The organism is Synechococcus sp. A15-44 (assembly GCF_014280115.1).
Classification (GTDB): Bacteria; Cyanobacteriota; Cyanobacteriia; order PCC-6307; family Cyanobiaceae; genus Parasynechococcus.
This window is the reverse complement of the sequence record NZ_CP047938.1, coordinates 795,080-821,841: the sequence shown is the minus strand read 5'-3', so window position 1 is coordinate 821,841 and position 26,762 is coordinate 795,080. Positions and strand designations below refer to the sequence as shown.

Below are 26,762 nucleotides of genomic sequence, written 5' to 3'. Positions count from 1 at the left end.
TCAGCTCATCGATGATGGCCGTTGCAGAAGCGTCTCAGGAGAGTCTCAAGCAACGCCTCAATGTCAGCGGCGGACACGCCTTGAAGGGAACGCTTCGCGTCAGCGGCGCGAAAAACTCTGCCCTGGTGCTGATGACAGCCAGCCTCCTGAGTGAGGAGACCATTGAACTGACCAACATTCCCTCCCTCACAGACATCGATGGCATGAGCGCCATCCTTGAAGCTTTGGGGGTTCAGGTGAGCCGAGGCGCAGATCGCATTCGCCTCACCGCCGCCGAGCTCAATGGCTCGGCCCCTCCCTACGAGCTGGTCAACAGCCTTCGCGCCAGTTTTTTCAGCATTGGCCCCCTGCTCGGACGCCTGGGACACGCGCGAGTCCCCCTTCCAGGGGGATGCCGCATCGGGGCTCGTCCCGTTGTCGAACACATCCGCGGCCTGAAAGCCCTCGGCGCCATCGTCAACGTGGAGCATGGAATTGTCACGGCCTCAGTGCCCGGCAGCAAAAAACGCCTGACAGGCGCTCAGATCGTGCTCGACTGCCCCAGCGTTGGCGCCACCGAAACCATTCTGATGGCAGCGGTGCTGGCCGATGGGGTCTCCACCATCGAAAACGCTGCTCAGGAACCTGAAGTGCAGGACCTGGCCAACCTGCTCAACAGCATGGGCGCCCAGGTGAGCGGCGCTGGCGGCCCGGTGATCACCGTTCAAGGGGTGGAGCGGCTCCGTGGTTGCACCAATTATCCGGTGATCCCGGATCGCATCGAAGCCGGAACGTTCCTGATGGCGGCCGCCATCACCCGCTCACCACTGGTGGTGGAGCCCGTGATTCCCGAGCATCTCAGCGCTGTGATCCAAAAGCTTCGCGATTGCGGCTGCTCCATCGAGATCAAGGGGGGAGCCGTGACGATCACCCCCGGCGAGATCACGGCCGTGGACATCACCACCCAACCGTTTCCCGGGTTTCCAACCGATCTTCAGGCACCGTTCATGGCCCTGATGTGCACCGCGAAGGGCACCAGCGTGATCAGCGAGGAGATCTACGAAAACCGGCTGCAACATGTGGCCGAGCTGCAGCGCATGGGGGCATCGATTCGGCTCAAGGGCAGCACAGCCATCGTTGAAGGCGTGGCTCAGCTGAGCGCGGCGCCCGTCACCGGCACCGACCTCCGTGCAGCCGCTGCCATGGTGCTGGCTGGCCTCTCCGCCAAAGGAATCACCGAAGTGGCTGGTCTGAAGCACCTTGATCGGGGCTACGACGACCTCGAAGCCAAACTCAGCGCTGCCGGCGCTGAGGTGAAGCGCAACATCCTCTGAAGAGGGGCCCTTCAATCAATACAATCCCTGTGCGGGAGCCTGGCGGAATTGGTAGACGCAGCTGACTCAAAATCAGCCGGCCACTGGTCTTGGGGGTTCAAGTCCCCCGGCTCCCATCCCTCCGCCGTCATGAACACCTACGGCCGTTTCCCTTTGGCTCTGGCCAAGGGAAAGGGCTGCTGGGTCAAGGACACCCAAGGGCGGCGCTACCTGGATGCTGTTGCTGGCATTGCCACCTGCACCCTGGGCCACAGCGACAGGGCCATGCAGCGGGCTCTGCGCAAGCAGCTGGGACGGCTCCAGCATGTGTCCAACCTCTATCGGATTCCGGAACAGGAAGAGCTGGCCAGCTGGCTGGTGCGCAACAGCTGTGCCGACAGCGTCTTCTTCTGCAATTCAGGCGCCGAAGCCAATGAGGCCGCGATCAAGCTGGCGCGCAAACACGGCCATCAACGGCGCGGCATCGAACAGCCGGTGATCCTCACGGCAGCAGCCAGCTTCCATGGCCGCACGCTCGCGGCGGTCACCGCCACCGGTCAACCCAAGTACCACAAGGGTTTTGAGCCCATGGTGACCGGGTTTGATTATTTCCCCTACAACGATCTGAAGGCCCTCGAAGTTCTATTCAACCGCTACGAACAGTCCGGTCCCTCAATCGCGGCCGTTCTGGTTGAACCCCTGCAAGGAGAGGGTGGCGTCAACCCTGGAGACCGCACTTTCTTCTCACGCCTGCGCGAGATCTGCACGGAGCGAAACATCCTGCTGATCCTTGATGAGGTGCAGGTGGGCATGGGGCGGAGTGGCCGCCTCTGGGGTTATGAGCAACTGGGGATCACCCCTGACGCCTTCACCCTGGCCAAGGGCTTGGGCGGTGGTCATGCCATTGGTGCCCTGCTGGTGAACGCGTCAGCTGATGTGTTTGAACCCGGCGACCATGCCAGCACCTTCGGCGGCAATCCCTTTGCCTGCCGGGCGGGGTTGACGGTGGCCACCGAAATCGAACGACGAGATCTGCTGACCAACGTCACAGCCCGAGGCGAACAACTGCGCAACGGGCTCCAGGAGCTTGTGAACTGTTTCCCCGAGCACCTGCAAGGCGTGCGGGGCTGGGGCCTGCTGCAGGGCATCGTGATCCGGGAGGGCAGCAGTTGGACGGCCCCCGCACTGGCGAAATCCGCCATCGACCACGGTCTGCTGCTGGTGGCGGCCGGCCCCTCGGTGCTGCGCATGGTGCCCCCACTAACCATCAACAAGCGCGAGGTGCGCGAGCTGCTGCGCCGTCTGGCGGCAACCCTCTCCAGCCTCAGCTGAGTGGACGATCTGTCTGATCTGATCCCACGCTTCGACCTGCGTGGCATGGATTTGCAGTTGGATCGCATGGATGCGGCCCTGCACGAACTCGACCATCCCTGTCGGACGATTCCCGCGATTCAGGTGCTGGGCACCAACGGGAAGGGATCCATCGTCAGCTTTCTGGAATCAGCCCTCTGTGCCGCCGGCCTCCGCTGCGGGGTCACCACCTCCCCTCACCTGGTGAGCTGGTGTGAACGCATCCGGATCCAGGGGACCCCCATTGCGATTGAAACCCTGCGCAGCCGGTTGCAGGCGCTCCAGCCCCTGAACGAACGGCATCGGCTCACCCCGTTTGAACTGCTGGTGACGGCCGCCCTGCTGGAGTTCCACCGGCACGCCTGCGACCTGCTGGTGCTGGAAGTGGGGCTGGGGGGACGGCTTGATGCCACCACGGCCCATCCCTGCCGTCCTGTGGTGGCCGTCGCCAGCATTGGGATGGACCACTGCGAGCACCTGGGCCACAGCCTCACCGCCATCGCAACCGAAAAAGCGGCAGCGATCCCGCCTCAGGCGACCGTGATCAGTGGAGCCCAAGCCCCTGAAGTGCAGGAGGTCCTGGAAACAACCTGCCGCACTCAGCAGGCCACGCTCCGCTGGGTGAAGCCACTGAATTCAAGCTGGCAGCTGGGCTTGCCCGGCGCCATTCAGCGAAGCAACGCCGCTGTGGCCCTCGGTGCCTTGCAAGCCCTCTCGGGCCTGGGCTGGTCGTTGTCTGAGGCGGTGATTCAGGAGGGCTTCGCCAAAGCCCACTGGCCCGGTCGCCTGCAAACCGTGCATTGGGGCGTCCACACGCTTCGCCTCGATGGAGCCCACAATCCACCGGCCGCAGTGCAGCTGGCCGAAGAACGCAGCCAGTGGAGTGGTGCCTGGAACGGTGTTGTTTGGATCCTGGCGATTCAGGCCCATAAGGACGCTGTCGCCATGCTCCAGACGCTGCTGCAGCCCCAGGACCAGGCCTGGATCATTCCGGTGCCGAGCCACAGGAGCTGGAGTCGTTCGGCCCTCCTCCAGGATCTGCCCCAGTTCGAGCACCAGCTGCAGGAGGCCGACGGCCTCGACAGCGTGCTGCACCAGCTCAGCAGCAATGGATGGCCGACACCGATGCCGATTGTTGCCGGATCGCTTTATCTGATCGGTGACCTGTTCGCTCGCGGCGTTGTAACGGCAGAGTGAGCACAGCTTGGGCGTGAACTGTGCTGCGAATCTCCCGGTTGCTGGGCCTTCTCCTGCCCCTCCTGCTCATGGCAACGCCGGCCCCGGCCCTGGACACCTCAGCTGGGGTGGGACTGCAGGATCGTGCCCTGTTCCAGGAAAAGGTGGACTACACGCTCACCAACCAGAGCAACGGCGACTTCGAGGGGCAGAACCTGGCCAACACATCCTTCGCCGGAGCCGTGGGCCGCGGAGCGAATTTCCGGGGCGCCAACCTGCATGGCGCGATCCTCACTCAAGGGGCCTTCGCCGAAGCTGATTTCCAGGGAGCTGACCTCTCCGACGCCCTGATGGATCGCGCCGACTTCGTCGCCACCGATCTACGCAATGCTGTGCTGACAGGGATCATTGCCTCGGGCAGCAGCTTCAGCAACGCTCAGATCGAGGGGGCCGATTTCTCGGATGCCCTGCTTGATCGTGATGATCAACGCCGGCTGTGCAGCGAGGCCGATGGCATCAACCCCAGCACCGGAGTTTCCACCTTCGACAGCTTGGGCTGCTGATCCTCACGAACGCTCCTCCCAACCTCGAAGCTTGCCGGGATTGAGCAGGCCCTCGGGATCAAAGCGCTGCTTGGCCGCCACCTGATCGGCATCGATGACGCCAAGGCCGCCGTCTTCCACGGTGATCACGTGGGGGTTGAACAACACGGCACCCGCGGCCCTGCAGTCGTCCATCAACCGGTTCAGCTGATCTGCCCCCTGCCAACGCACGAGCGGCAGAGCCGCCAGCCGAGGACAGCCCTGCTGACGCACAAGCTCGAGATGCCAGAGCAGGGCATCACCCCAGCGCTGCTTCAAGGCCTCCATCGCTGGGGCCTCCGGTTGCGGCAACAGCATCTGCAGGTAGGTCCATCCCGGCTCTGAAGCCCGCACATGCAGGGTGGTGTGGTTCCAGCTCAGCTCGCGCAAGCCATTGCCCCCGGAGAGATCCTCAGGGCCGAGATCCCGCAGGATGGCGCCAGCTGACTGCGCCATCCGTTGCAGGCTGTTGAGCCCATCGGGGGCAACGAGCAACAGCAGCCGGTGCGCCGAGACGGCAGGGCCACCCCAGCTGGGCATCCGGGACAGCAGCGGCTGTTCCAGCAGGCTCGCCAAATGGAGATCCAACGCCGAGGCAGCGATCCGTTGCATCAGCTCAATCGCCTGCTCCCAGTGCTCGCAGTCCACGCTCACCTGGTGCCAGTTGACCGCTGGAGCTGTGGCCAGGCTGAGGGCCGTGATGATGCCATTGGTGCCGTAGGCGTGATTCAAAGCCTCCGCATCCATCTCGCCGAGTTGATGGCGCCGGGCATCGGGGCGTAGCGGCACGATCTCCAACCCGAGCAGATGACCTGGATCCCGCAGGAAGCCCCAGCGCAGGGAACCGATGCCCCCAGAGCCCCCTGCCACAAAGCCGCCAATGGTGGCGCTGCGCCAGGTGCTGGGCATCAAGCGCAGCTGGCGTCCATGGCGGCGCAACTCCTGATCCAGATCGCGCATCACACAGCCCGGTTCCACGGTCACCACCCCGGTGATCGGATCAATCGAGCGGATCTGCCGCAGGGCCGTGGTGAGCATCACCACGCCGCCCTGCAGAGGCACACACTGGCCGTAGTTCCCTGTCCCAGAGCCGCGCAGGGTTAAGGGAACCTGGTGCTCGGCGCAGGCCGAAGCCAGCCGTTCAACGGCATCCACCGTGCGCGGACGCACCACCAACTCAGCACGGCAGGCCTCCAGCCGCGGCGTCAGCACGGGGGAGTACTCAAAGGCGTCCCGGGAATGGCGCTGCAGCTCCCCCGGTTCATCCAACAACTCCAGTTCCGGATCAACGCTGAGGGCTTGCCGCAGGGCAATCAAGGCTTCGGCGCGACCCATGGCGTGGCGGAACACTGGTCAGGGTCTAGCGCCTGGCGACGACTGCCAGTGGCCGTCCACGAGAACCTGACGCTGGGGAGCACAACGGATCAGGTCCGACCATCCCTGGCCCTCCATGCTGATCAGATCGGCAGGAGCGCCGGCCCGCAGCACCCCATCCCATTCCAGTTGAAGAATGGCCGGCGGTGCCGTGGTGAAAGGGGCCAGGCCCAGACGCTGCCAGGGCAACAACTGAGTCAACGGAATCGATGCAGCCAGCAGGGCCAAGGGGTCGAAGTCGCCTCCCGGGAACCAGGGGTCGGCCACGTTGTCACCCGCCACCGCCACCGGAACACCGGAACGTTGCAACTGACGGATCGGGGCCTGCGGACGCTGAAGGGGGGTGGCATCGTCCGCCCGTGCGAGCAACCAGGCATTGGTCAGGGGCAGGGCAATCACACTGAGCTGCGCTGCTGCCATGCGCTCTGCCAACCGCGCCAGAGAGGACGCCGGCAGAAGGGAAAGACTGCTGGCATGGCTGCAGGTGACGGGAACCTGCACCGGCACGCGCTGTAGGGCCTGCAACAGCTGAACCATGCCCTGCGCCGCACCTTGATCCGCCTCATCGATGTGGAGATCGACGCCGCAGTTGTGGCGATCAGCCAGGCGCAACAACACCTCCAACTGCTCCGTGACCACGGCCGATCCACAAGGAGGTGTCAGAACACCACCAAGGCAGCCGCCACTGGCGGCCACACGACGCGCCAGAGCATCCGCTTCAGCTGAACACCAGAATTCCAGGGGCACCAGCGCCACCAGCTGCAAGTCGATGCGGCGGCGCCAGCGCTGCTGCAGGGTGAGCAAGGCATCCCAGCTGGGCTCAGCGCCAGGGCCACCACTGTCCACATGGCTGCGCATGGCCCGCAGCCCATGGGCGAATGCTCTCTCCATGGCGCGTTCTCCGCGTTGAAGCACGCAGGCCACGGTTCGGGAGCGGTGCTCCCGCAGGTTGGCCTCCAGGGCACCCCCGTAGCTGCCGCTGAGGTTGGGATGCTCCTGCCAGGTGTAGACCTTGTCCAGATGGACATGGCAGTCGACCAAGCGCGGCAGCACCATTCGAGACGGTGGCACGCGTTCGGCAGACAGGGGCTGGGGCTCCCGCAGACGCCCCTGCTCCCAGGCCAGGCGCACAGGCGTCAGCCCTTGCCTCTCAACCTCCGGCAAGGGCGTTGAAGGGGCGAAATCCAGCAGTCCCAGGGGCGCCCAGGCCTCAAGGACGCCACTCCCCGGCTTGGACTCAAGCGACGGGACGTCCATCACCGCTCAGCACCGTTGCTGGCATCGGTGCTGAGGACCACGAAACGACCGGCCACACCAAGGCTGAGCACTTCAAAACCAGGCAGGCGCAGACCGGGCAGCATCTCCTTCCTTTCCATCCGGGTGGAATACAGACTGGCCACCAATAAGTTTCGACGGGTGGTGAACTGACCCGCCAACGCTGCCAGTGCATCCCGCTGGGAGGCAATCAGCTCAGGGCAATTGCGAATCCAGAGACGCAGCACCATCGGCAGGGTCGGCTCGTCGCAAAGTTCCTTGGTGCCCAACCGGACCAGCTGATCACCGGCGTGAGCTTGATAGTCCTCCAACGACGGGTTGGACACCACCAGAGAGAGCACCCCGACCGCTGCAATTCCCCCCGCCAACATCGCTAGAGCAGACCGACCTTGCGGACGCGATGAAGGGGACACCAGGCAGGCTGCAGCTCGTGTTGGTAGATTCTCACGGACGCGGCGGGCGTCGCCAAGTGGTTAAGGCAGCGGCTTGTGGCGCCGCTATTCGGGGGTTCGAATCCCCTCGCTCGCCCTCTCAACAACTCAACAAAGCCCTGAGGAGCGATTCTGCTCCCCAGCGGATCGGATCCGTGCAGGGCAGACCCAGCGTCTGGCGGATGCGCTCCACCTCGTCTCGAGCCTGAGCCTCATCAAGGCGGGCGGTGTTGAGGGCGACAGCGGCCACCTTGGCTGGCTCAGCAGCCTCATCAGGCCGCGCCCAGCTCGCCAGGGATTCTGTGGTGGCCACCAAGGCCTCAAGGCTTGGAAGCGGGATCTGAGGCAGCCGATCGATGGTCTGCTGTGCTGCCCGATGCACGAGCAACAGGGCCGTCGGCTGCGTGCCCCGCAACAGGGGCAACGTGGCCGTGGAGGCCGGATGGCAGAGCGATCCCTGACCCTCCACCAGCACAAGACCCTGCTCCGGCAGAGCCGCCGCCGCGCGAAGCACCGCCGCCTCCACCGCACCGGCGGCGTAATCGACGCGCACAGCATCCAGGGCGACCCCTTCTCCGCTGATCAGAATTCCGGCCTGCCCTGTGCCCACAAAGCGCGCGGGGATCCCGGAGCGCTGGGCTGCCTCCAGGAGAGACAGGCATGCGCTCATCTTGCCGACAGCCATATCGGTGCCAATGGCCAGAAGGCGCCGGCAGGGAAGCTCTGCGGCGCGTGCCTGGCCAACGTTGAGGCCTTCCGGCTCCCGGCGCAGATCCCAGATCCAACGGTCGCGCCAGCAGGCGTCTGCCAGTTCGGGATCATCGGCCAGGCGGGTGTGGAGTCCGCTGGCGAGATGAAGGCCTGCGCGCAACGCCGCCAAGGCGTCGTGGCGAACAGGATCAGGCAGCCGCCCCCCCGAAGGAGCCAGGCCCACCACAGCAACCTCAGGCGCGTAGGGCAGAGCAGCAGACAAGTCCGCCACCACCGGCACATCACGCTCGATGCCGGTGACGCGTTGCAGAGACTGGCCCGCATGGTCGGGATCGATCACCGCGACGATCGGTCCAGCACGGTGTCGGAGCATGGCCAGACCGGTCTTGCCGGTGAGGCTGGCCAAACCACCGTGTTGGAGCAGCACCAACCGCATCTCCCGAAATCCCGACGGCGCTTGAGTCCCGCTCATCACGCTGCAGTGCCTCCTGCCTGGCGGATCCCCAATCCAGCCATCGCCGAAGGCCGCAGACGATCGTCCTGCAACTCAAGGCCAACAAAGGGGTCATCCACCAAGTTGAGATGGCTGTCGAGATCCGGCCAACGAATCAGAGGCAAGATCTGGGCCGCTGCACCGTTCAACAACGAACTGTCGGAGTAGCAACCCACCATCAGGGCCAGCCCCTTCGTCTGCGCCACTTGGGCCATTAACAAGGCCTGACTGAGCCCCCCGGTCTTGAGCAGCTTGAGATTCACGCCATCCACCACTGGGGCCAGGCGCAGCAGATCCTCCAGATCCCAGCAACTTTCATCCGCCACCAAGGCCATCGGACAGTGCGGGTGCAGCGCCGCGAATCCCGCTGTGTCCTGCGTGGGATCCAGGTCTGGAGCCAGAGGCTGCTCCAGCAGCACCACCCGGTGTGCGGCCAGGGGCTCCAGCATTTGCCTGGCCTGATTCACGGTCCATCCGCCATTGGCATCCACCTGCAGTTCGATGGCCACACCCTGCCGCTGGGATCGATCCGTGATGGCCTGAGCCACCGCCCCCAACAGGCTGAGGTCGTGGTCCAAGCCGTCGGGGCTGCCCAGCTTGAGCTTCACCCGCGTCGCCGGCAGCTGCGTCCACCAGCGTTCGAGACGATCCAACACGGCATCCACTGAAGCCAGTCCCAGGGTGACGCTGGTGGCCACACCCTCGGCTGGGTCCAATCCCCAGAGCCGCCACAGCGGATGGCCGAGCCGTTGCCCATGCCAGTCCCACAAGGCCAGGTCGATGGCACAACGGGCCGGGGGACTCAGGGATGCAAGCAGGGGCTCAAACCGTTGCGGACGGTGGGGATCCAGAGCTTCCAGTTGCGGCAAAAGCCCCAGCAGTTCCTGTTCCACAGCCTCAAGGGCAAAGGCTCGGTGGCCGGTCTCAAATCCCCCGGTCTCGCCGCGGCCCACCAGCCCATCACGTTCCAACCTGAGCTCCAACCGCACCACGGCAGCGGTGGTGCCCCTGCTGATCGTGAGGGGCACGGCCTTGGTGAGCGAAAACCGTGTGAGGGCCCAGCCCATCGCCATCCGGCTGTCAATCTCCAAACTGACACAACACCGCTGTGACTCACACTGAGAAGGCTTGAGCCAGAGATTTGGTCGCCTCCGCCCCCCTCGCCACTGACGCCACCGCCAACCCCCAGCGCGGCAGCTACTGGATCACCACGTTCGGCTGCCAGATGAACAAGGCGGACTCCGAACGGATGGCGGGAATCCTGGAGGCCATGGGCTATCGGGAGGCGTCAGCCGAACTGGATGCCGATTTGGTGCTCTACAACACCTGCACCATCCGGGACAACGCCGAGCAGAAGGTTTACAGCTACCTCGGCAGACAGGCCCAGAGGAAACGCAGCAACCCCAATCTCACCCTGGTGGTGGCGGGCTGCGTTGCTCAGCAGGAGGGCGAATCCCTGCTCCGGCGGGTGCCGGAGCTGGATCTGGTGATGGGACCGCAACACGCCAATCGGCTTGAAACCCTTCTGCTGCAGGTAGACAGCGGTCAGCAGGTGGTCGCCACCGAAGACCACCACATCCTTGAAGACATCACCACGGCCCGCCGGGACAGCAGCATCTGTGGCTGGGTGAACGTGATCTACGGCTGCAACGAACGTTGCACCTACTGCGTGGTGCCCTCCGTGCGCGGCAAGGAACAATCACGGCTGCCCCAGGCGATCAAGCTGGAAATGGAGGGTCTTGCCGCCCAGGGCTACAAGGAGATCACTCTGCTCGGCCAGAACATTGATGCCTACGGCCGCGATCTGCCGGGCATCACGCCGGAGGGTCGCCGCCAACACACCCTCACGGATCTGCTCCATCACGTCCACGACGTGGAGGGCATTGAACGGATCCGTTTTGCCACCAGCCATCCGCGCTACTTCACCGAGCGGCTGATCGATGCCTGTGCCGACCTGCCCAAGCTCTGCGAACACTTCCACATTCCGTTTCAAAGCGGGGACAACGACGTGTTGCAGGCCATGGCCCGGGGCTACACCGTTGAGCGCTACCGGCGGATCATCGACCGCATCCGTGAGCGCATGCCCGACGCCTCCCTCAGTGCCGATGTGATCGTTGCCTTCCCTGGCGAAACCGATGCGCAGTACCGCCGCACCCTCGATCTGATCGAAGAGATCGGTTTCGATCAGGTGAACACAGCGGCCTATTCACCCCGGCCCAATACCCCTGCAGCCGATTGGGACAACCAGCTGCCGGAGGAGGTGAAGGTGGAACGCCTGCGCGAAATCAATGCCCTCGTGGAACGCTGCGCCCGCAAGGCCAATGCCCGCTACGAGGGGCGCACGGAAGAAGTGCTGGCGGAGGGCATCAACCCCAAGGACCCATCGCAGCTGATGGGGCGAACCCGCACCAATCGCCTGACCTTCTTCAGCTCCACCGGAGCGGATGGTCGTGCCTACGAAGCGGGCGATCTCGTGCCGGTGCGCATCGATGCGGTGCGCTCCTTTTCACTCAGCGGCAGCCCCCTGCCCCACTGAGCACAACGCTGATACCTTTGGCGCTCCCACCGCTCAGGGGTCGCCGCATTCATGCCGTCCAGTCCCATCACGGTCGGGCTCGTCTTTGGAGGCCGCTCTGGAGAGCACGACGTGTCGATCCGATCTGCGGCGACCGTCGTCCGAGGCCTGCGCAGCGGGCAGAACCGAGAGCGATACACGGTGCAGCCGATCTACATCGACCGCGATGGTCGCTGGTGGGGAACAGATCTGTCCGAAGCAACCCTGGCCTCCGAAACCGCACCGGATCTCAACCCACCTCTGCCCCCATCAGGATTCCAGGGGTTCCCGGAGGGATGTGATGCGGTCGACCTCTGGTACCCAGTGCTGCATGGTCCCAATGGAGAAGACGGCACCATTCAGGGGTTGTTCCAGCTGACCGGCAAACCGTTCGTTGGTGCCGGCGTGCTCGGCTCAGCCGTCAGCATGGACAAGCAGGCGATGAAATCTGCTTTCGCCAGCGCCGGGCTGTCCCAGGTGCCCTATGTGGCCCTGCACGCATCCGAACTCGAGAACGCGATCAGCCGATCGGCCCTCATGGATCGGATTGAACGCGCACTGAACTACCCCTGCTTTGTGAAGCCCGCCAATCTCGGCTCCTCAGTGGGCATCAGCAAGGTGCGTTCCCGCCAAGAACTGGAAGCAGGCCTCAATCAGGCTGCAGCGCTCGATCCAAGGCTGGTGGTGGAGCAGGGCGTCAACGCCCGAGAGGTGGAATGCGCCGTCCTAGGGGGACGCATGCTCGAAGCGTCGGTGATCGGTGAGGTTCGTTTTGATGCGGACTGGTACGACTACGAGACGAAATACACCGCAGGGCGCAGTACCACGTTGATTCCCGCGCCATTACCCGATGACGTGGCTGACCGCATCCGCGCCCAGGCCCTGCAGGCCTGCGCTGCCGTGGGCGTCAACGGCATGGGTCGGGTGGATTTCTTCTACGACGACGCCAACGATCAGCTCTGGATCAACGAAATCAACACCCTGCCTGGTTTCACGGCCCAGAGCATGTTCCCGATGCTCTGGGCGGCCAGCGGCGTAACACTCGAACAGTTGGTGCACAAACTGATCCAAACCGCAGGAGAATGAACGCAGCGTCCTTCGCCTAACCCATGAGCCACGGACTGCTCTGGTTTCCTCTGCTGCTGGCCTTTGTGCTGCTGGCGTCGCTCGGATGGCTGGAACGGCGGCGCCAAAACCTGTTTCGCACCTGGGCCGAAGGCTCCGAACTCGCCAAGCTCGATGGTTGTGGTGGTGCCCGTCTGAAAGACGGTGAACTGCACTGGAGCAGCTTCGAGGCGGGAAGTTTTCAGGATCAGGGCTCGTTTGACGTCTGCAAACTCGAGCTTGTGGAGCTGATGTCGCTGGCGTCCGGTGATGCGCCCCTCACCGACGAATCCCAGGGGCGTTGTCGGCTGCGCCTCATCGGGAAAGATCTGCAGATGGATGTGCCCTTCTCTGATGCCGACCGCGCGCGCAGCTGGGGTGAGCAGCTGATGGCACGGGCCCGATGCGACCTGTGAGCCGGGTCTCGACCAACAACAAATCCTCCCAAAGGCCGGTTTCCGCGCAGGTCGCCCGGCGCCGGGACTTGCGCCGGCAGCGCCGCCAGACCCTGTTGCTTCAGCTCTGGCGCTTTGTGGCCTTGCTGCTGCTCAGTGGCGGATTCAGCTGGATCTTGCTGCGCCACGGCTGGACTCTGCGGAGCCCTGAGGCAGTCATCCTGACCGGAGGTGCTGGCCTTGAGAGCAATCAGGTGATCGAGGCGGCCAAGCTTCGCTTTCCCTCACCCCTGCTGGAGGTCAGTCCGAGGGAGCTGGAACAACAGCTGATCGGGGTCTTACCGGTTCACAGCGCTCACGTGCAGCGCCGGATGTTCCCCGCTCGCCTCGTCATCAGCCTGAAGCCAGAGATTCCCATCGCACGCGCTGAGCGTCGGGGACCCGCTGGACGCGAACGGGGGCTGCTCAACGCCGCAGGTGAATGGATACCCCTGAGCGACGCAGTAGCAGATCCGCTCACGGAGATCATGGTGCGCGGCTGGAATAGCCCGCAACGCGGTCAGGTCGCTGCGCTGCTGCAACAACGGAATCGCTTCGCCGGGATGCTGAAAGCCATCGAGCTTGATCCCGACGGCAACATCAGTCTGATCACCACCGAGCTTGGCCGGATTGATCTCGGTGGCGAACCGGCCCTCTTAAACACCCAGATCGAAACGATCCTCCATCTGAACAGGACGTTGCCAAAGCACCTGCGCGGGGCCCATCACAGCAGCCTTGATCTCAGCAATCCGGACCGCCCGGAACTGCAACTGCCGGCGCCACCCGCCCCCAAGCAGCCCAAAACTGAACCCTGAAACCTTCGGGTGGAAAATCTGGAGACCACAACCTCAGCTCCTGGTTTGTGATCTGTTGAAACCGAGACAAGGCTTCAGGGACATAATGCAACGCAACCACACGGTTCTGCCTCGACGATGGAGATGGTGAGCGGCTCAGGGTCTTTCACGGCAGCTGGTATCCAGCCCAGCCAGTCCGCCCGCATCGAGGTCATCGGCGTTGGAGGTGGCGGCAGCAATGCCGTCAACCGCATGATCCTCAGCGACCTTGAAGGGGTTGGATACCGCGTTCTCAACACCGATGCCCAGGCCCTGATCCAGTCGCAGGCCCAGCAACGGCTGCAGTTGGGGCAGACCCTGACCCGCGGACTGGGTGCCGGCGGCAACCCCACCATCGGCCAGAAGGCAGCTGAGGAATCCCGCACGGATCTGCACGATGCACTGCAGGGCTCCGATCTGGTGTTCATTGCCGCTGGCATGGGCGGTGGAACAGGGACTGGTGCAGCACCAGTGGTGGCCGAAGTCGCCCGTGAAGTCGGTGCTCTCACCGTGGGCATCGTGACCAAGCCGTTCAGCTTCGAGGGCCGTCGTCGCATGCGTCAGGCCGACGAAGGCATCGCTCGGTTGGCGGAACACGTGGACACCCTGATTGTGATCCCCAACGACCGCCTGCGTGATGCCATCGGCGGAGCTCCCCTTCAGGAAGCCTTCCGGAGTGCGGACGACGTCCTGCGCATGGGCGTCAAAGGCATCAGCGACATCATCACCTGCCCGGGCCTGGTGAACGTTGACTTTGCTGACGTTCGCTCTGTGATGACCGAAGCAGGCACAGCACTGCTGGGCATTGGCATCGGTTCCGGTCGCTCAAGAGCCGTGGAAGCAGCCCAAGCCGCGATTGCAAGCCCGCTGCTGGAAACCGAGCGCATCGATGGCGCCAAGGGCTGTGTGATCAACATCAGCGGTGGTAAGGACATGACCCTGGAGGACATGACCACTGCTTCCGAGGTGATTTACGACGTTGTCGATCCCGAAGCCAACATCATCGTGGGCGCTGTGGTGGATGAGGCCCTCGAAGGGGAGATCCACGTGACGGTGATCGCTACAGGCTTTGAGAACAAGCAGCCGTACCGCAGCGAGCGCAGCCGCTCCGTGCCCGGAATGCTGAATCGTGGGGAGCCCGAAGAGAACGGCGCCCGCATTCCTGAGTTCCTGCGTCGCCGTCAGCAACAGGACAACGGCAGCTTGTGAGATCGCTGTCAGACCCCACGGTCTGACAGCTCTTTTGAATGTGGTGACCCGGAACCCACGCCTGCCCTGAGCATCCCGTGTGGCTGCTCCCTTCCGGTCCTGACCAGATTTGGGCGTCAGAGCCGCATGGGCCCGAATCGGCCGAATGCTAGCAATGAGCCCCCGAGGGGTTCTGAAGCTGCATGCGTCCTTCTGATCTGACCCGCTTCAAGCAGAAGGGCCAACCCATCGCCGTGCTCACCGCTTGGGACAGCCTCTCTGCAGCTCTGGCCGAGGCCGCCGGTGCAGACGTGCTGCTGATCGGTGATTCACTGGCGATGGTGGCGCTGGGCCATGCCACAACACTCCCGGTGAGCCTGGACCAGATGCTCCATCACACCCAGGCGGTCGCCCGGGGATTGACGGCCATGCCGGCCGATCAGCCCCTGCTGGTCTGTGACCTGCCCTTTCTCAGCTACCAGTGCGGCGAAGACCGCGCCGTGGCGGCTGCAGGGCGTTTGTTGAAGGAGTCCAGCGCAGCGGCGGTGAAATTGGAGGGGGCGGAACCCGAGGTTGTCGCGGTGATCGACCGTCTTGTACGCATGGGCATTCCCGTGATGGGGCATCTGGGCCTCACCCCGCAGGCCGTGCATCGCCTGGGGTACAGGCGCCAGGCCACGGACGCCATTAGCCAGGAACGCCTGGTGGATCAGGCGCGCACCCTCGAGCAGAAGGGCTGCTTCTCCCTGGTGCTGGAACATGTTCCTGCCGATCTGGCGTGCCGGGTGCAGCAGGCGCTGACCATCCCGGTGATCGGCATCGGGGCAGGTGACGGCTGCGACGGCCAGGTGCGCGTCACCGCAGACCTGCTGGGGCTCACCGCCAAACAACCTCCCTTCAGCCCAGCGCTGGTGGATGGCCGCCGCCTGTTCATCGACGCGTTGAAGGGTTGGGTCCAGCAGACCCGGAACAACACTCTTCCCACCACAGAATTACCTCAATCAGCACCTGATTGCTGAGGGCCATGCCCTCGGGGTCGGTGAGACACCAACGGCCTGCCCGCTGCTGCAGCCATCCACGCTCAACGAACGGTTGCCAGCGGCGCACCAGGGCATCGGCATCAAGACCTTGAAGGGTCACTCCTTCCCGGCGCCGCAGACCCACCAGCAATTGATCATCCAGGGGGAGTCCAGCCTCGGCGACTGATTCCTCAGGAGGATGATCCAGCCATTCCGCGTAGGCGGCGCGGGTGCGGGGTCGCGCCAAACGCACCCCCCAGGGTGCTGATGTCGCTCCCATGCCAAAACCCCACCAGCCGGCACCGCTCCAGTACACCCGGTTGTGACGGGAGGCATGGCCCGGACGGGCGTGGTTGGAAATCTCGTAGCGGCTGAGTCCAGCAGCCGCCAGCCGTTGTGTGGTCCGCTCCATCAAGGCAACGGCCAGGTCGTCCTCCGGCAGCTGCAACAGGCCAAGCGTTCGTTGGCGCTCAAACACCGTGCCCGGCTCCACCGAGAGGTCGTAAATCGAGAGATGGGGAGCCTGACTGGCAATGGCCTGATCCAACTGCGCATCCCACCCGGCCAGGGTCTGGCCCGGGAGGTTCTGGATGAGATCGAGACTCCAGGACCGAAGCGCGCCATCGCGCCAGGCCTGAACCAGCCAGTCGATCGCCGCATGGAGGTCGCTCTGGCGATGCCGACGCCCCAGCTGCTCGAGCACCGCATCATCAAAGCTCTGCCCCCCCAGGCTGATGCGATTCACGCCATGGGCCAGAACGGAGGCCAACTGCGCGGCATCAAAGGTGGCCGGATCCATCTCCAGGGTGATTTCCGCACCCGGTTGAAGACCGAATTTGTTGGCCAAGGCATCGATCAGTGCTCCGATCTGATCGGGGCACAACAGCGATGGCGTTCCCCCGCCGATGTACACGGTGGATAAGGGAGGACCGCCTGGGGCAGAGGCGATTTCCCGATTCAGCAAGCTCAGGTACTCACGGATCGAGCGACTGCCAGGCCCGTTGTCGGCTCGGGCCTGGTCCCCCAGGGGAACCACGGCGAAATCGCAGTAGTAACAGCGCCGGTGGCAGAAGGGAATGTGGAGGTAGGCGCTGCGGGGCGGGATGGGATAAGGCATGCTGCTGGCATCCGGATCGAGCTGCCACGACCTGAACCCATGGTGGATCCGCTCATCCTGCTTCTGTTTGTGGTTTCCGGTGCAGCTGCCGGGTGGATGGGGATTCACTTGCTGCCCGACGGCCTGGTGAGTGCAACCACCAATGCTGAACAGTTGCGTCTCCAGCTCAGCGGAGCTGGCGGTGGCATTGGCTTGATCGCAGGCCTGGTATTCAAAAAGCTGCGGGTGCGCCTGATGCAACAGGTGCGCACCATGCCCACCGATCTGCTGGTGAGCCGGGCTGTCGGCCTGATCCTGGGGTTGCTGGTGGCCAACCTGCTGCTGCTGCCTGTTCTGCTGCTTCCGTTCTCCGGAGGAATTGTTCTGCTCAAACCCCTTCTGGCGGTGGTGAGCAATGTCTTTTTTGGCATTCTCGGAAGCAACCTGGCGGAAGTTCACGGCCGCACGCTGCTGCGCCTGTTCAATCCCGCGAGCACGGAGGCGCTGCTGGTGGCTGATGGGGTGCTGACCCCCGCCACGGCCAAGATCCTGGACACGAGCGTGATCATCGATGGCCGGATCCGCGGCATGCTCGCCTGCGGATTGCTGGAAGGGCAGGTGATCGTTGCCGAATCGGTGATCGATGAGATGCAGCAGCTGTCGGATTCCACCAACATCGAAAAGCGGGCCAAGGGCCGACGTGGCCTGAAGCTTCTGAAGGATCTGCGGGAAACCTACGGGCGGCGGTTGGTGATCAACAGCACCCGTTACGACGGCAAGGGAACGGACGACCGATTGCTGCAGTTGGCATCCGACACCGGCGGCACGCTGGTGACCGCAGACTTCAACCTGGCGCAGGTGGCCCAAGTCAAAGACCTGAAGGTGATGAATCTGAGTGAGCTGGTGATCGCTTTGCGGCCTGAAGTGCAACCCGGCGACGAGCTCAAACTCAAGATCGTGCGAGAGGGCAAGGAGGACAGCCAGGGTGTCGGCTACCTCGATGACGGAACGATGGTGGTGGTCAACGAGGCGAAATCGCTGATCGGCCAACGCAAACCTGTGGTGGTGACCGGTGCCCTGCAAACCCCAACCGGCCGCATGGTGTTTGCACGGTTGGACGAGAACGATGCATCAACGGACACCAAGCCCTCATCCAAATCGAAAAGTCAGGGAAAACCGGCCAAAACCAGCAACCGCAAGCCCGCTGACCCCGGCTAGGCTCGCCCCACCGCGATGGTGGAGATGACAACTTCAGCCCCGTACTACGGCGACAGCGCCGTGATGCGCACACCACCTCCTGACCTTCCCTCACTCCTGCTCAAGGAGCGGATCGTCTACCTGGGCTTGCCCCTGTTCTCTGACGACGACGCCAAGCGTCAGATGGGCATCGATGTGACTGAGCTGATAATTGCTCAGCTGCTTTATCTGGAGTTTGACAACCCAGAGAAGCCGATTTACTTCTACATCAACTCCACAGGCACCAGCTGGTACTCGGGTGATGCGATCGGATTCGAGACCGAAGCCTTCGCCATCTGCGACACCCTCCGCTATGTGAAGCCTCCGGTGCACACCATCTGCATCGGCCAGGCCATGGGCACGGCGGCAGTGATTCTTTCGGCAGGCACCAAAGGTCAACGGGCCGCGTTGCCTCACTCCTCCATCGTTCTGCACCAGCCCCGCAGCGGCGCCCGCGGCCAGGCGACGGACATCCAGATCCGGGCCAAGGAAGTGCTGCACAACAAGCAGGCGATGCTCGAGATCCTCTCCACCAACACAGGTCGTTCTGTGGAGGAGCTGAGCAAAGACTCCGACCGGATGAGCTACCTCACCCCTCAACAAGCCGTTGAGTACGGACTGATCGACCGCGTGCTCAGTAGCCGCAAGGACCTGCCTGGCAATCCCCCCGTCTGACCGACGGCATCAGACCCAACCCTCCTGCTCTTCCTTCATCAACGTTCTGAACCATGCCGATCGGTACCCCCAGCGTTCCCTACCGCCTGCCCGGCAGCCAGATGGAGCGCTGGGTCGACATCTACACCCGTCTCGGGGTGGAGAGGATCCTCTTCCTCGGCTCTGAGGTCAATGACGGCATCGCCAACAGCCTGGTGGCCCAGATGCTCTATTTGGATTCGGAAGACAGCAGCAAGCCGATCTACCTGTACATCAACTCCCCCGGCGGCTCCGTCACGGCTGGACTGGCGATTTACGACACCATCCAATACGTCAAGAGCGAGGTGGTGACCATCTGCGTTGGCCTTGCTGCATCCATGGGTGCCTTCCTTCTCGCGGCTGGCACCAAAGGCAAGCGGGTCGCCCTGCCCCATAGCCGGATCATGATTCACCAGCCCCTCGGCGGCACCAGCCGTCGCCAGGCCAGTGACATCGAGATCGAAGCACGGGAGATCCTGCGGATGAAGGAGATGCTCAACCGCTCCCTGGCCGACATGAGTGGCCAGAGCTTCGAGAAGATCGAGAAGGACACCGACCGGGACTACTTCCTCAGCGCCGAAGAAGCCAAGGAATACGGCCTGATCGACCGCGTCATCTCCCATCCGAACGAGGCCTGAACCGAACGGGGCAGGCCGCTGCGTAAGCTCGTCCACTGCAGTGTTCCGCAAGCCCGCCCCGGATGGCCCAGCTCTTTTACGACTCCGACGCCGATCTCGGTCTGCTGAACGGCAAGACCGTGGCCATCATTGGTTATGGCTCCCAGGGTCATGCCCACGCTCTGAACCTGAAGGATTCAGGCGTGAACGTGGTGGTGGGCCTCTATGACGGCAGCCGCTCCGCCGAGAAAGCCAAGGCGGACGGCCTTGAAGTGCTGAGCGTGGCCGATGCCTCAGCCAAGGCCGACTGGATCATGGTCCTGCTGCCCGATGAATTCCAGAAGGACGTCTACGAGAAGGAAATCGCACCCCACCTGAGTGCAGGCAAGGTGCTCAGCTTCGCCCACGGCTTCAACATCCGTTTCGAGCTGATCAAGCCCCCCGCCGATGTGGATGTGGTGATGATCGCCCCGAAGGGCCCTGGCCACACCGTGCGTTGGGAGTACCAGAACGGCCAAGGAGTGCCCGCCTTGTTCGCCATCGAACAGGACGCCTCCGGCAACGCCCGCGGCATGGCAATGGCCTACGCCAAGGGAATCGGTGGCACCCGTGCCGGCATTCTGGAGACCAACTTCAAGGAAGAGACCGAAACCGACCTGTTCGGTGAGCAGGCTGTGCTGTGCGGCGGTCTGTCTGAACTCGTGAAGGCTGGTTTCGAGACCCTGGTGGAAGCGGGCTACCAGCCCGAATTGGCTTACTTCGAGTGCCTGCACGAAGTGAAGCTGATTGTGGATCTGATGGTGAAGGGAGGACTGACCTCCATGCGCGATTCGATCTCCAACACCGCGGAGTACGGCGACTACGTCAGCGGCCCCCGTCTGATCACCGCCGACACCAAGGCCGAGATGAAGCGCGTTCTGGCAGACATCCAGGACGGCACCTTCGCCAGAAACTTCGTGGCCGAATGCGAAGCCGGCAAGCCAGAGATGAAGAAGGTGCGCGACCGTGATTCACAGCATCCGATCGAGAAAGTGGGCAAAGGCCTGCGCTCGATGTTCAGCTGGCTGAAGGACGCCTGATCCAGCGCAAGCGCTGAACAGCCGGTGGCATCAGACACCATCACTCAGCTCACCCCCCGCTCTGTTGCCCTAACGGTGCAGAGCGGGGATTTTTGTTGGTTTCTGGCCACGCCCCTCCCATGAGTTCAGAAGCGTTGGGAGGCCTGCTGGTGATCGGGGCAGCCGTGCTTGATCGGCTGATCGGTGACCCGCGCCGGTGGCTCCACCCCGTGGTGGTGATGGGGTGGAGCATTCAGCAGTTGCGCCATTGGGTCGAGTTATGGGCGGGGGACCATCCGATCAAGCTGCGGATCGGGGGAGGCTTGATCAGCCTGATCGTGGTGCTTGGCAGTGTTCTGACGGGTTGGTGTCTGGAGCGGCTGCTGTGGCTTCCCTCCCCATGGGGATGGCTCAGCATTCCGGTACTGACCCTGAGCCTCGCCAGCGCCCTGGCGGCTCGCAGCCTCAAGGACAGTGTGCTCGCCGTGGTGGATGCACTGCCCTCAGCAGCGGAGGGGGATCTCGAACCAGCCCGCCGGAACTTGAGCTGGATCGTTGGACGCGACGTTCAGAGTCTGGATCGCACGGGACTGCTCAGGGCCGCAGCTGAAACAGCCTCAGAGAATGCCGTGGATGGCGTGTTCGCACCGCTGTTCTGGATGGGGATCGGTGCCCTGCTGTGGATGGTCCTGCCCTCTGGCCCTGGTCCGCTGGCGCTGGCCTGGGGCTTCAAGGCCAGCAGCACGCTGGATTCCATGCTCGGGTACCGCAGCGGCCGGCTGCGCTGGTTGGGGACAGCCGGCGCACGCCTCGATGATCTGCTCACCTGGCTGCCCTGCCGGATGGTCATGCTGACGCTGCCCCTGGTCTGCCCACCCTGGACGCAATGGGTGCAACGGGTGCAGGCGGCAGAACGGGATGGCTCTGCGGATCCATCCCCCAATGCAGGTCGTTCAGAAGCGATCTATGCCCACTGCATCGGGATCCAACTCGGCGGCGAAAACAGGTATGGAGAGCGCCTGGTTCAGAAACCACTGCTGGGGGCAGGCCAAGCCTGTCCAAACGTGACCCTCGTCAAAAGTGTTCTGAAGGCATCAAGCCGGCTGGAGATTGTCTGGCTCAGTAGTCTTGTGATCATCCAATGGGCGATCAGCCGCTGAACACGACTCAGTAAGCACCACGATCCATCGGGAGGAGCAACACACCGAACGTGCGCAGAATGATGGCGCAGTCGAGACCGAAGGAACGACCACGGGCGTAAGCCAGATCAAGCTTGACGCGTTTCTTGTATTTCAGGTTGTTTCTGCCACTCACTTGCCAAAGCCCGGTCAACCCAGGACGGACCGAAGCAACTTCGTCCATGTAGGGGCCATAACGCACAAGTTCTTTGTCAACAATCGGACGTGGCCCCACAACGCTCATCTCCCCACGCAAAACGTTCAGGAACTGAGGTAACTCATCAAGACTCGAGCGGCGGAGGAATCGACCCACGGGAGTGATTCGGGGATCACTCTTGAGCTTGAAGTCACGCTCAAACTCAGCGCGCAACGAGGAATCTGCCTCCAGAACACGCGCAAGAACGGCATCAGCATCCGCCCGCATGGTGCGGAACTTGATGCAGCCAAAACGCTGGTAGCTCCGGCCCACACGCCGCTGGACGTAAAACACAGGTCCTGGCGAACTGAGCTTCACCAATGCCGCAAGAAGAAGCAACACCGGGGAACCGATGCTGAGTACGGCCAGAGAAAAAACAATGTCTCCGGTGCGCTTAAAGACGCGGCCCCAACGATTCTGATGGCGGATCAGCGTGCCGGTCGACAGAACCGATGGCGGGGCTGAGATCAGCGCAAGGTGTGGCTTGTACTTGCCACGGCGAGACGTGCGACCTGCGGTCTGAATCAAGGAAGGCCGGGAGGCCGAGGTCAAAGGCTCAACCTGGGACTCACCACACTCAACGTCACAAGCGGAGCCCTGGCATCTCCGCAGGGTCACTCGCTGCAACGGCACAGGCCCTTTGATGGGTGCTCCAAGCGTTTCGGAGAGCGGATTCAAAGCGCGCAGCGAAGGCTTCCGGCCGAAAACGCTCGGCCCACGCACGAATGGCTTCCGGATCGAGGGAACGCCAAAGACGTTCTTGCTCAAACCACTCCACGGCCTGCACCAACGACTGCACGGCTTGTTCCGGGAACAACACTCCAGTGGGGCCAGGTATCCCGGCAGCCGCACAACGCACGGTGTCCAACAAACCACCCCGGCCCAAACCGATCACCGGCGCTCCGGAGGCCATCGCTTCCACCGGAGCAATGCCGAAGTCTTCAAGGCCGGCATACACAAAGGCCCGACAACGACCCATGAGCTCTACAACCTGCTGCTGGGACTGACGGCCCAGCAACGTGACCGTGGGACCAGCCAGAGCCTCCAACCGTCCCCGCTCTGGTCCATCCCCCACCACAAGAAGAGGTAAACCCAAACGGTTAAAGGCATCCACCACCAGATCAACCCGCTTGTAAGGCACCAAACGGCACAAACAGAGGTAAACGTCGCCTCGATCGGCGTTCCAGCGAAAGCGCTCCACCTGCACAGGAGGATGGATCACGCTGGCTTCGCGCCCCCAGTACTTGCGGATTCGTCGGGCCGTGAAACGGGAGTTGGCAATGAGGTGATCCACCCGCTGAGCACTGAGTTGATCCCATTGCCGAAGGGCATGCAACTGCCAGCGAATCAAGGGGCCGAGACCACGCCGCGCCAAGGCCGAGCGGCGTAGATAGGCATGCATCTGGTCCCAGGCGTAACGCACTGGGGTGTGCACGTAGCTGACATGCAATTGCTCTGGACCGGTGAGCACACCCTTGGCCACAAGGTGGCTGCTGCTGATCACCAGCTCAGCAGCGCCGAGATCGATCTGTTCGATCGCATAGGGCAACAGCGGCAGGTACTGCTGCACATGACTGGGCCCCCAGGGCAGACGCTGAATCGGGCTGGTGAGAACGGATCGTGCGTGCAACCAACTGCCCGGCCGTTGAGATTCGGCGTCGACCAGGGCCGCCAGCTGCGGCTCGCAGCCGAGGCTGCGCAGCAGAGAATCAACCTCTTGAACAACCTGTTCCGAGCCCCCGCTTGAGCGAGGCGAGAACCACTCATGAACCAGAGCGATGCGCCGCGGGAGGTGATCCGAAGCCGAGACCATCCCTCTGGAGTCAAGCGAACGCTACGAAGTCTCTCAGCTCATTGCAGGAGCAGGCCAAGATCACGATGCTGGTGCACATGTCCAGCACGAACATCACCATCAACATCCTCCTGGAGGAGGCGTTGAATGAACCGGACATCGGCACAACGAGCCGATTCCGTTGGCATGCCACAGCGGTGGGGATAGCGGCACTTTGGATTGACAGCGCTCCGCCATCAACACCGCCCTTTGAGGACGCACTCAAAGAAGGGCTCAATGTGGGGCTCGACCTCAGCCGAGAGGAACGAGAATTTCATCAAGTGGAGCAGGGGCTGGTTCTGCTGTTTCATTCATAAAAACAGCACAGAAGTATCCCCTAAAAACCCAATTAACAAGTTCGATGTTCAAGCATTTGCGATAAGCCACTAGAGGGCTTGATTCATGAACTCTTAATCAAGCAATCTCTTTATTCGACCTATTCAGCGATCAACATAAACGGAGAGGGTGAAAGTCCAACCAAGCACAAAAACCTATTTAGGCAAGCACTTCTAAAGCATTTGCCAAATGGTTAAGATATTTCTCACAACACATCTCACAACACAGTGATTATGTGAGGCCAGCGATCCGTTCCTGGAGAGATGCAGCGATTAACTCAGCAACCCAGAACAGCAAGCAACATTCGATCATTACCCGCCGCCGCGCACATGACTGATTCGGATGGAGCAGTGATCCGCAGAACGGTGCCAGGAGAGGTGGTGGGAATGTGAACAACCCTCGGACAACCAAGGACAGCACGATGCATAGGATCATTGCCAACCGCTGCACACATCACTGACTCAGACGGTCCATATAGGGGGAAGGCTTTGGCTTCGTTCCCAGGAGCAAGAAGAGGAAGGGGAGCCACGAGCAATCCAAGAAGTGCAGCACGCATGATTTGAAGATGGTTGAGGGGCGAGCGCCCCGGACACCCCCTCCTTGTTCTGGCAGGAACGAGCTGATTCCAATCCGTGAAAAACGAGGCCAGTACTGCCAAAATCAAGTTGCGGAGAGACGGGCCATGCCCCCTCTACACCGAGATTTTTCTCCCTGGGCCGGCCGGCATCAACCGGAATGCCAAGGAGAAAGCGCAGAGATACCTAGAAGAAAAAGATTGGGCTGACCTCGAAGCAAGCCCTGGACTTGATGAACGACTGCTCTCTGCAGCAAAAGCATCGTCAGAGCAACTTCCTTTGCCCTGCCTGCGCTGAAGGGTCAGTGCTGCAGCAGACAAGAGCCATGCAGCTCAAGAACTTTTTCTAGTCACCTGCAGAGACCTGATGGAAAGCAAAGCCAAAAAAGTAGCTGAGGTCGTGGCAGCCAGCCAAGTCAGACCGAATGGTCCTCCAGAAAAAGCAAGTGCCAACACTCCAGCGGTACCTAAAGAACGACGAACTCGATGAATTTTCAAAGAAGAAAAGCTCATTACAGACACAGGAAGGTACATAATTAAAAATCGCTGGTAGCAGGAATTGGTATTTGATATCCAACAACTTCAGATCCACTTACCTGGATCATGACCGGTTGACTTTTCCGCATAAAGGATTGGGCATATAAATCTTTGGCGAGTGCATCTGAATTAGAAAGACTGGAAAGGCTCTGAACACTGACTACCTGATCAGCTATTGGATAAAGCTGCGCTTCAAGAGTCTCTAATTCAGACGCATCAAAATAGCGATTCAAAACCTCCAGACTCCTTTCATCAGCAAAACCATTAGCCAAATTCCGCGCGTTACCTAATGGCACCAGATGATCGCCACGTGAACCACGGTGATGGTTAAAAATAACAGGTGATTGCCAAGAGGAATCAAAAAGTAAAATCCTGGATCTTGCGGGACCTAAGCGCTGAGCCAACTCCAATGGTGAGTGAGCACCAACCAGCCATAGTGCCTGGCACTGCTCTAAAAATCGACGATCATGATTACTCATGACATCATGAGCCAAACCACCAATCGATCCACCCGCCATTCCGACAAACAGATCAGTTAGTTCAAAGCCATCGCTGAATCCAAAAGCTGCTCCGAGCAAGGCACCACCTACTCGCCACAGCATTTGTTCCTCTTTAATCCTCTGCTGCTCACCAGAAACAATACGTCTTAAAACATCTCGGGATTGGAAGCCACAAGTCGTTCTTGCAACCGAAAGCATTTCATCAGCGTAAGGAGCATAAAATTCAGCAGGAGCATGAATGGAAGAAGAACAATTAGGGGAAAAAATGGTCATCATTAATCAGATCAGGAGATGAGAAAAGGCTTGATCAAGGGTGCTTGCAGTTGAGCCTCCATAACGGCTTGCATTGGGTCAACTCCTTGAGCGATGTAATTAAGGCTCAAAGCCTGAGCCAAATCAAACTCACAACAAGATTCAGAACCTTGAGAATCAAAAGACTGATCAAAGTCAGAGAAATCAAAAGAATTCATACTCAAATAAAACAATTAATAGTACAGAGACCTTGACAAGGCCAAGAAAAGGCCAAAATCAATAGTCAAGGATTACAAATGAAAAGCCTCAGGCCAGAAAAGCCAAGAGAAATCTTTTCCATAGACATCCGAAGCCTATAGACTAATAACTACGAAGAAGAGAAAAAGCCAATGATAAATACCATTCATCTTGAATATTCAAGAACTGGACATCTTAGGAATTTAACTGACGATAACCTCATGCGATTTCATCGGGACTGTTTGTCAGCTGTTTAAGAAATATCAAGAACACATGCAGCCACGGCTCCAATGCAAGCTACAACCAATGCACTAATCGCAAGAACTGAGCCGGCATCAATCAAGCCAAGGCTACGAACTTTCTTATAAAGATCACTTGGATGGACGATTGATAACGTCCCGTGCCCATAGGACACCACCTAATAGAGGAAGATGTGGCATCACGAAGGCACTAACACCAATAAGACCAAGAGTTGCGATGTCTGCAAGAACTTGCTTCTCCTTGTCAGTGAATTTGCTCTGATTGCTCATGCTTTGAAGATGGTTGAGGGGCGAGCGCCCCGGGCACCCCCTCCTTGTTCTGGCAGCAACGAACTGATTCCAATCC

The 26,762-nt window shown here is 61.5% G+C and carries 26 protein-coding genes, 2 tRNA genes and 1 other RNA gene; 19 read left to right on the top strand and 10 right to left on the bottom strand.

Translation table 11 applies throughout. The features are described from left to right. Positions 1-11: 11 nt before the first annotated feature. The 5 genes from murA (at position 12) to SynA1544_RS04500 (ending at position 4,381) form a co-directional block, all read left to right on the top strand. Positions 12-1,313: a UDP-N-acetylglucosamine 1-carboxyvinyltransferase gene (murA, locus tag SynA1544_RS04520; RefSeq protein WP_186514971.1), complete on the top strand. Its 1,302-nt coding sequence runs from the start codon at positions 12-14 to the stop codon at positions 1,311-1,313. Positions 1,314-1,346: 33 nt separating this feature from the next. Further along, positions 1,347-1,429, top strand: a tRNA-Leu gene (locus SynA1544_RS04515). Positions 1,430-1,442: 13 nt separating this feature from the next. Continuing rightward, a complete protein-coding gene (locus SynA1544_RS04510; RefSeq protein ID WP_186514970.1) occupies positions 1,443-2,624 on the top strand; it encodes an aspartate aminotransferase family protein in 1,182 nt (393 codons plus the stop codon). Then, positions 2,625-3,839, top strand: coding sequence for a folylpolyglutamate synthase/dihydrofolate synthase family protein (locus tag SynA1544_RS04505; RefSeq protein ID WP_186514969.1), 1,215 nt, complete (start codon positions 2,625-2,627; stop codon positions 3,837-3,839). Positions 3,840-3,907: 68 nt separating this feature from the next. Beyond that, positions 3,908-4,381, top strand: a complete 474-nt coding sequence (locus tag SynA1544_RS04500; RefSeq protein WP_255477777.1) for a pentapeptide repeat-containing protein — start codon at positions 3,908-3,910, stop codon at positions 4,379-4,381. A gap of 3 nt (positions 4,382-4,384) precedes the next feature. On the opposite strand, the gene SynA1544_RS04495 is transcribed toward SynA1544_RS04500, so the two are convergent. The 3 genes from SynA1544_RS04495 to SynA1544_RS04485 are packed head-to-tail and all read right to left on the bottom strand — an operon-like array spanning position 4,385 to position 7,419. After that, entirely contained in the window at positions 4,385-5,734 is a 1,350-nt protein-coding gene (locus SynA1544_RS04495) for an FAD-binding oxidoreductase (RefSeq protein WP_186514967.1), read from the bottom strand. Positions 5,735-5,752: 18 nt separating this feature from the next. Then, the gene (locus SynA1544_RS04490; RefSeq protein ID WP_186514966.1) at positions 5,753-7,030 is read right to left on the bottom strand and encodes an amidohydrolase family protein; all 1,278 of its coding nucleotides are present in this window, start codon (positions 7,028-7,030) and stop codon (positions 5,753-5,755) included. Continuing rightward, a complete protein-coding gene (locus tag SynA1544_RS04485; RefSeq protein ID WP_186515457.1) occupies positions 7,030-7,419 on the bottom strand; it encodes a DUF4359 domain-containing protein in 390 nt (129 codons plus the stop codon). Before SynA1544_RS04485 ends, SynA1544_RS04490 begins: the two co-directional genes overlap by 1 nt. An 84-nt stretch (positions 7,420-7,503) precedes the next feature. Here SynA1544_RS04485 and SynA1544_RS04480 point away from each other — a divergent pair. Beyond that, positions 7,504-7,576, top strand: a tRNA-His gene (locus SynA1544_RS04480). Between the two features lie 3 nt (positions 7,577-7,579). Here the strand turns inward: SynA1544_RS04480 and SynA1544_RS04475 are convergent. Both SynA1544_RS04475 and SynA1544_RS04470 read right to left on the bottom strand, forming a co-directional pair. Next, entirely contained in the window at positions 7,580-8,662 is a 1,083-nt protein-coding gene (locus SynA1544_RS04475; RefSeq protein WP_186514965.1) for a DUF1611 domain-containing protein, read from the bottom strand. Beyond that, entirely contained in the window at positions 8,662-9,750 is a 1,089-nt protein-coding gene (locus SynA1544_RS04470) for a dipeptide epimerase (RefSeq protein WP_186515456.1), read from the bottom strand. The genes SynA1544_RS04475 and SynA1544_RS04470 overlap by 1 nt, the downstream gene beginning before the upstream one ends. Positions 9,751-9,824: 74 nt before the next feature. Here SynA1544_RS04470 and miaB point away from each other — a divergent pair, with 74 nt between their 5' ends. From miaB to ftsZ, 5 genes are all read left to right on the top strand, one after another. Continuing rightward, positions 9,825-11,219, top strand: a complete 1,395-nt coding sequence (miaB, locus tag SynA1544_RS04465; RefSeq protein ID WP_186514964.1) for a tRNA (N6-isopentenyl adenosine(37)-C2)-methylthiotransferase MiaB — start codon at positions 9,825-9,827, stop codon at positions 11,217-11,219. A 51-nt stretch (positions 11,220-11,270) separates the two neighbouring features. Then, the gene (locus SynA1544_RS04460) at positions 11,271-12,323 is read left to right on the top strand and encodes a D-alanine--D-alanine ligase family protein (protein ID WP_186514963.1); all 1,053 of its coding nucleotides are present in this window, start codon (positions 11,271-11,273) and stop codon (positions 12,321-12,323) included. Positions 12,324-12,346: 23 nt separating this feature from the next. Beyond that, a complete protein-coding gene (locus SynA1544_RS04455) occupies positions 12,347-12,757 on the top strand; it encodes a hypothetical protein (protein ID WP_114988446.1) in 411 nt (136 codons plus the stop codon). Next, positions 12,745-13,590 (top strand): cell division protein FtsQ/DivIB, encoded by an 846-nt coding sequence (locus tag SynA1544_RS04450; protein ID WP_255477720.1) that lies wholly within the window; start codon positions 12,745-12,747, stop codon positions 13,588-13,590. The genes SynA1544_RS04455 and SynA1544_RS04450 overlap by 13 nt, the downstream gene beginning before the upstream one ends. Before the next feature lie 117 nt (positions 13,591-13,707). Continuing rightward, positions 13,708-14,817: a cell division protein FtsZ gene (ftsZ, locus tag SynA1544_RS04445; protein WP_115008739.1), complete on the top strand. Its 1,110-nt coding sequence runs from the start codon at positions 13,708-13,710 to the stop codon at positions 14,815-14,817. Positions 14,818-14,858: 41 nt separating this feature from the next. On the opposite strand, the gene ffs is transcribed toward ftsZ, so the two are convergent. Then, an RNA gene (ffs, locus tag SynA1544_RS04440) (signal recognition particle sRNA small type) lies at positions 14,859-14,956 on the bottom strand. A gap of 43 nt (positions 14,957-14,999) precedes the next feature. On the opposite strand from ffs, the gene panB reads away from it, so the two are divergent. Continuing rightward, positions 15,000-15,815, top strand: a complete 816-nt coding sequence (gene panB / locus SynA1544_RS04435; RefSeq protein ID WP_186514962.1) for a 3-methyl-2-oxobutanoate hydroxymethyltransferase — start codon at positions 15,000-15,002, stop codon at positions 15,813-15,815. Here the strand turns inward: panB and hemW are convergent. Beyond that, positions 15,727-16,932, bottom strand: coding sequence for a radical SAM family heme chaperone HemW (hemW, locus tag SynA1544_RS04430; RefSeq protein ID WP_186514961.1), 1,206 nt, complete (start codon positions 16,930-16,932; stop codon positions 15,727-15,729). The two genes, panB and hemW, sit on opposite strands and share 89 nt — an antisense overlap. Positions 16,933-16,971: 39 nt before the next feature. On the opposite strand from hemW, the gene SynA1544_RS04425 reads away from it, so the two are divergent. The 5 genes from SynA1544_RS04425 to cbiB all read left to right on the top strand — a co-directional run bounded on the left by SynA1544_RS04425 (position 16,972) and on the right by cbiB (position 21,675). After that, complete coding sequence (locus SynA1544_RS04425) at positions 16,972-18,129, top strand: PIN/TRAM domain-containing protein (protein ID WP_115008736.1); 1,158 nt, start codon at positions 16,972-16,974, stop codon at positions 18,127-18,129. A 24-nt stretch (positions 18,130-18,153) separates the two neighbouring features. Then, the gene (locus SynA1544_RS04420) at positions 18,154-18,822 is read left to right on the top strand and encodes an ATP-dependent Clp protease proteolytic subunit (protein WP_114988632.1); all 669 of its coding nucleotides are present in this window, start codon (positions 18,154-18,156) and stop codon (positions 18,820-18,822) included. 53 nt (positions 18,823-18,875) lie between these two features. Continuing rightward, positions 18,876-19,478: an ATP-dependent Clp protease proteolytic subunit gene (locus tag SynA1544_RS04415; protein ID WP_006851781.1), complete on the top strand. Its 603-nt coding sequence runs from the start codon at positions 18,876-18,878 to the stop codon at positions 19,476-19,478. Between the two features lie 62 nt (positions 19,479-19,540). After that, on the top strand, positions 19,541-20,536 hold the full coding sequence (gene ilvC, locus SynA1544_RS04410; protein ID WP_114988451.1) for a ketol-acid reductoisomerase: 996 nt from the start codon (positions 19,541-19,543) through the stop codon (positions 20,534-20,536). A 119-nt stretch (positions 20,537-20,655) separates the two neighbouring features. Continuing rightward, on the top strand, positions 20,656-21,675 hold the full coding sequence (cbiB, locus tag SynA1544_RS04405; protein ID WP_186514960.1) for an adenosylcobinamide-phosphate synthase CbiB: 1,020 nt from the start codon (positions 20,656-20,658) through the stop codon (positions 21,673-21,675). 7 nt (positions 21,676-21,682) lie between these two features. Here cbiB and SynA1544_RS04400 read toward each other — a convergent pair whose 3' ends face one another. Beyond that, positions 21,683-22,441 (bottom strand): sugar transferase, encoded by a 759-nt coding sequence (locus tag SynA1544_RS04400; protein ID WP_186514959.1) that lies wholly within the window; start codon positions 22,439-22,441, stop codon positions 21,683-21,685. A 31-nt stretch (positions 22,442-22,472) separates the two neighbouring features. Then, positions 22,473-23,702, bottom strand: coding sequence for a glycosyltransferase (locus SynA1544_RS04395; RefSeq protein ID WP_186514958.1), 1,230 nt, complete (start codon positions 23,700-23,702; stop codon positions 22,473-22,475). A 65-nt stretch (positions 23,703-23,767) separates the two neighbouring features. Between SynA1544_RS04395 and SynA1544_RS04390 the strand changes: the two genes are divergently transcribed. Both SynA1544_RS04390 and SynA1544_RS04385 read left to right on the top strand, forming a co-directional pair. Then, positions 23,768-24,037: a hypothetical protein gene (locus SynA1544_RS04390; RefSeq protein ID WP_186510609.1), complete on the top strand. Its 270-nt coding sequence runs from the start codon at positions 23,768-23,770 to the stop codon at positions 24,035-24,037. A 651-nt stretch (positions 24,038-24,688) separates the two neighbouring features. Continuing rightward, positions 24,689-24,928, top strand: a complete 240-nt coding sequence (locus SynA1544_RS04385; protein WP_186514957.1) for a hypothetical protein — start codon at positions 24,689-24,691, stop codon at positions 24,926-24,928. A 238-nt stretch (positions 24,929-25,166) separates the two neighbouring features. On the opposite strand, the gene SynA1544_RS04380 is transcribed toward SynA1544_RS04385, so the two are convergent. Next, positions 25,167-25,940, bottom strand: coding sequence for a hypothetical protein (locus tag SynA1544_RS04380; protein ID WP_186514956.1), 774 nt, complete (start codon positions 25,938-25,940; stop codon positions 25,167-25,169). Between the last annotated feature and the right edge of the window lie 822 nt (positions 25,941-26,762).

Bases quoted from the DNA above. Each gene is read 5' to 3' on its own strand.
- murA (WP_186514971.1), top strand. From the start codon at position 12: ATGATGGCCGTTGCAGAAGCGTCTCAGGAGAGTCTCAAGCAACGCCTC.
- SynA1544_RS04510 (WP_186514970.1), top strand. From the start codon at position 1,443: ATGAACACCTACGGCCGTTTCCCTTTGGCTCTGGCCAAGGGAAAGGGC.
- SynA1544_RS04500 (WP_255477777.1), top strand. From the start codon at position 3,908: ATGGCAACGCCGGCCCCGGCCCTGGACACCTCAGCTGGGGTGGGACTG.
- SynA1544_RS04495 (WP_186514967.1), bottom strand. From the start codon at position 5,734: ATGGGTCGCGCCGAAGCCTTGATTGCCCTGCGGCAAGCCCTCAGCGTT.
- SynA1544_RS04490 (WP_186514966.1), bottom strand. From the start codon at position 7,030: ATGGACGTCCCGTCGCTTGAGTCCAAGCCGGGGAGTGGCGTCCTTGAG.
- SynA1544_RS04485 (WP_186515457.1), bottom strand. From the start codon at position 7,419: ATGTTGGCGGGGGGAATTGCAGCGGTCGGGGTGCTCTCTCTGGTGGTG.
- SynA1544_RS04475 (WP_186514965.1), bottom strand. From the start codon at position 8,662: ATGAGCGGGACTCAAGCGCCGTCGGGATTTCGGGAGATGCGGTTGGTG.
- SynA1544_RS04470 (WP_186515456.1), bottom strand. From the start codon at position 9,750: ATGGGCTGGGCCCTCACACGGTTTTCGCTCACCAAGGCCGTGCCCCTC.
- SynA1544_RS04460 (WP_186514963.1), top strand. From the start codon at position 11,271: ATGCCGTCCAGTCCCATCACGGTCGGGCTCGTCTTTGGAGGCCGCTCT.
- SynA1544_RS04455 (WP_114988446.1), top strand. From the start codon at position 12,347: ATGAGCCACGGACTGCTCTGGTTTCCTCTGCTGCTGGCCTTTGTGCTG.
- SynA1544_RS04450 (WP_255477720.1), top strand. From the start codon at position 12,745: ATGCGACCTGTGAGCCGGGTCTCGACCAACAACAAATCCTCCCAAAGG.
- ftsZ (WP_115008739.1), top strand. From the start codon at position 13,708: ATGGAGATGGTGAGCGGCTCAGGGTCTTTCACGGCAGCTGGTATCCAG.
- panB (WP_186514962.1), top strand. From the start codon at position 15,000: ATGCGTCCTTCTGATCTGACCCGCTTCAAGCAGAAGGGCCAACCCATC.
- hemW (WP_186514961.1), bottom strand. From the start codon at position 16,932: ATGCCTTATCCCATCCCGCCCCGCAGCGCCTACCTCCACATTCCCTTC.
- SynA1544_RS04425 (WP_115008736.1), top strand. From the start codon at position 16,972: ATGGTGGATCCGCTCATCCTGCTTCTGTTTGTGGTTTCCGGTGCAGCT.
- SynA1544_RS04420 (WP_114988632.1), top strand. From the start codon at position 18,154: ATGACAACTTCAGCCCCGTACTACGGCGACAGCGCCGTGATGCGCACA.
- SynA1544_RS04415 (WP_006851781.1), top strand. From the start codon at position 18,876: ATGCCGATCGGTACCCCCAGCGTTCCCTACCGCCTGCCCGGCAGCCAG.
- ilvC (WP_114988451.1), top strand. From the start codon at position 19,541: ATGGCCCAGCTCTTTTACGACTCCGACGCCGATCTCGGTCTGCTGAAC.
- cbiB (WP_186514960.1), top strand. From the start codon at position 20,656: ATGAGTTCAGAAGCGTTGGGAGGCCTGCTGGTGATCGGGGCAGCCGTG.
- SynA1544_RS04395 (WP_186514958.1), bottom strand. From the start codon at position 23,702: ATGGTCTCGGCTTCGGATCACCTCCCGCGGCGCATCGCTCTGGTTCAT.
- SynA1544_RS04390 (WP_186510609.1), top strand. From the start codon at position 23,768: ATGCTGGTGCACATGTCCAGCACGAACATCACCATCAACATCCTCCTG.
- SynA1544_RS04380 (WP_186514956.1), bottom strand. From the start codon at position 25,940: ATGACCATTTTTTCCCCTAATTGTTCTTCTTCCATTCATGCTCCTGCT.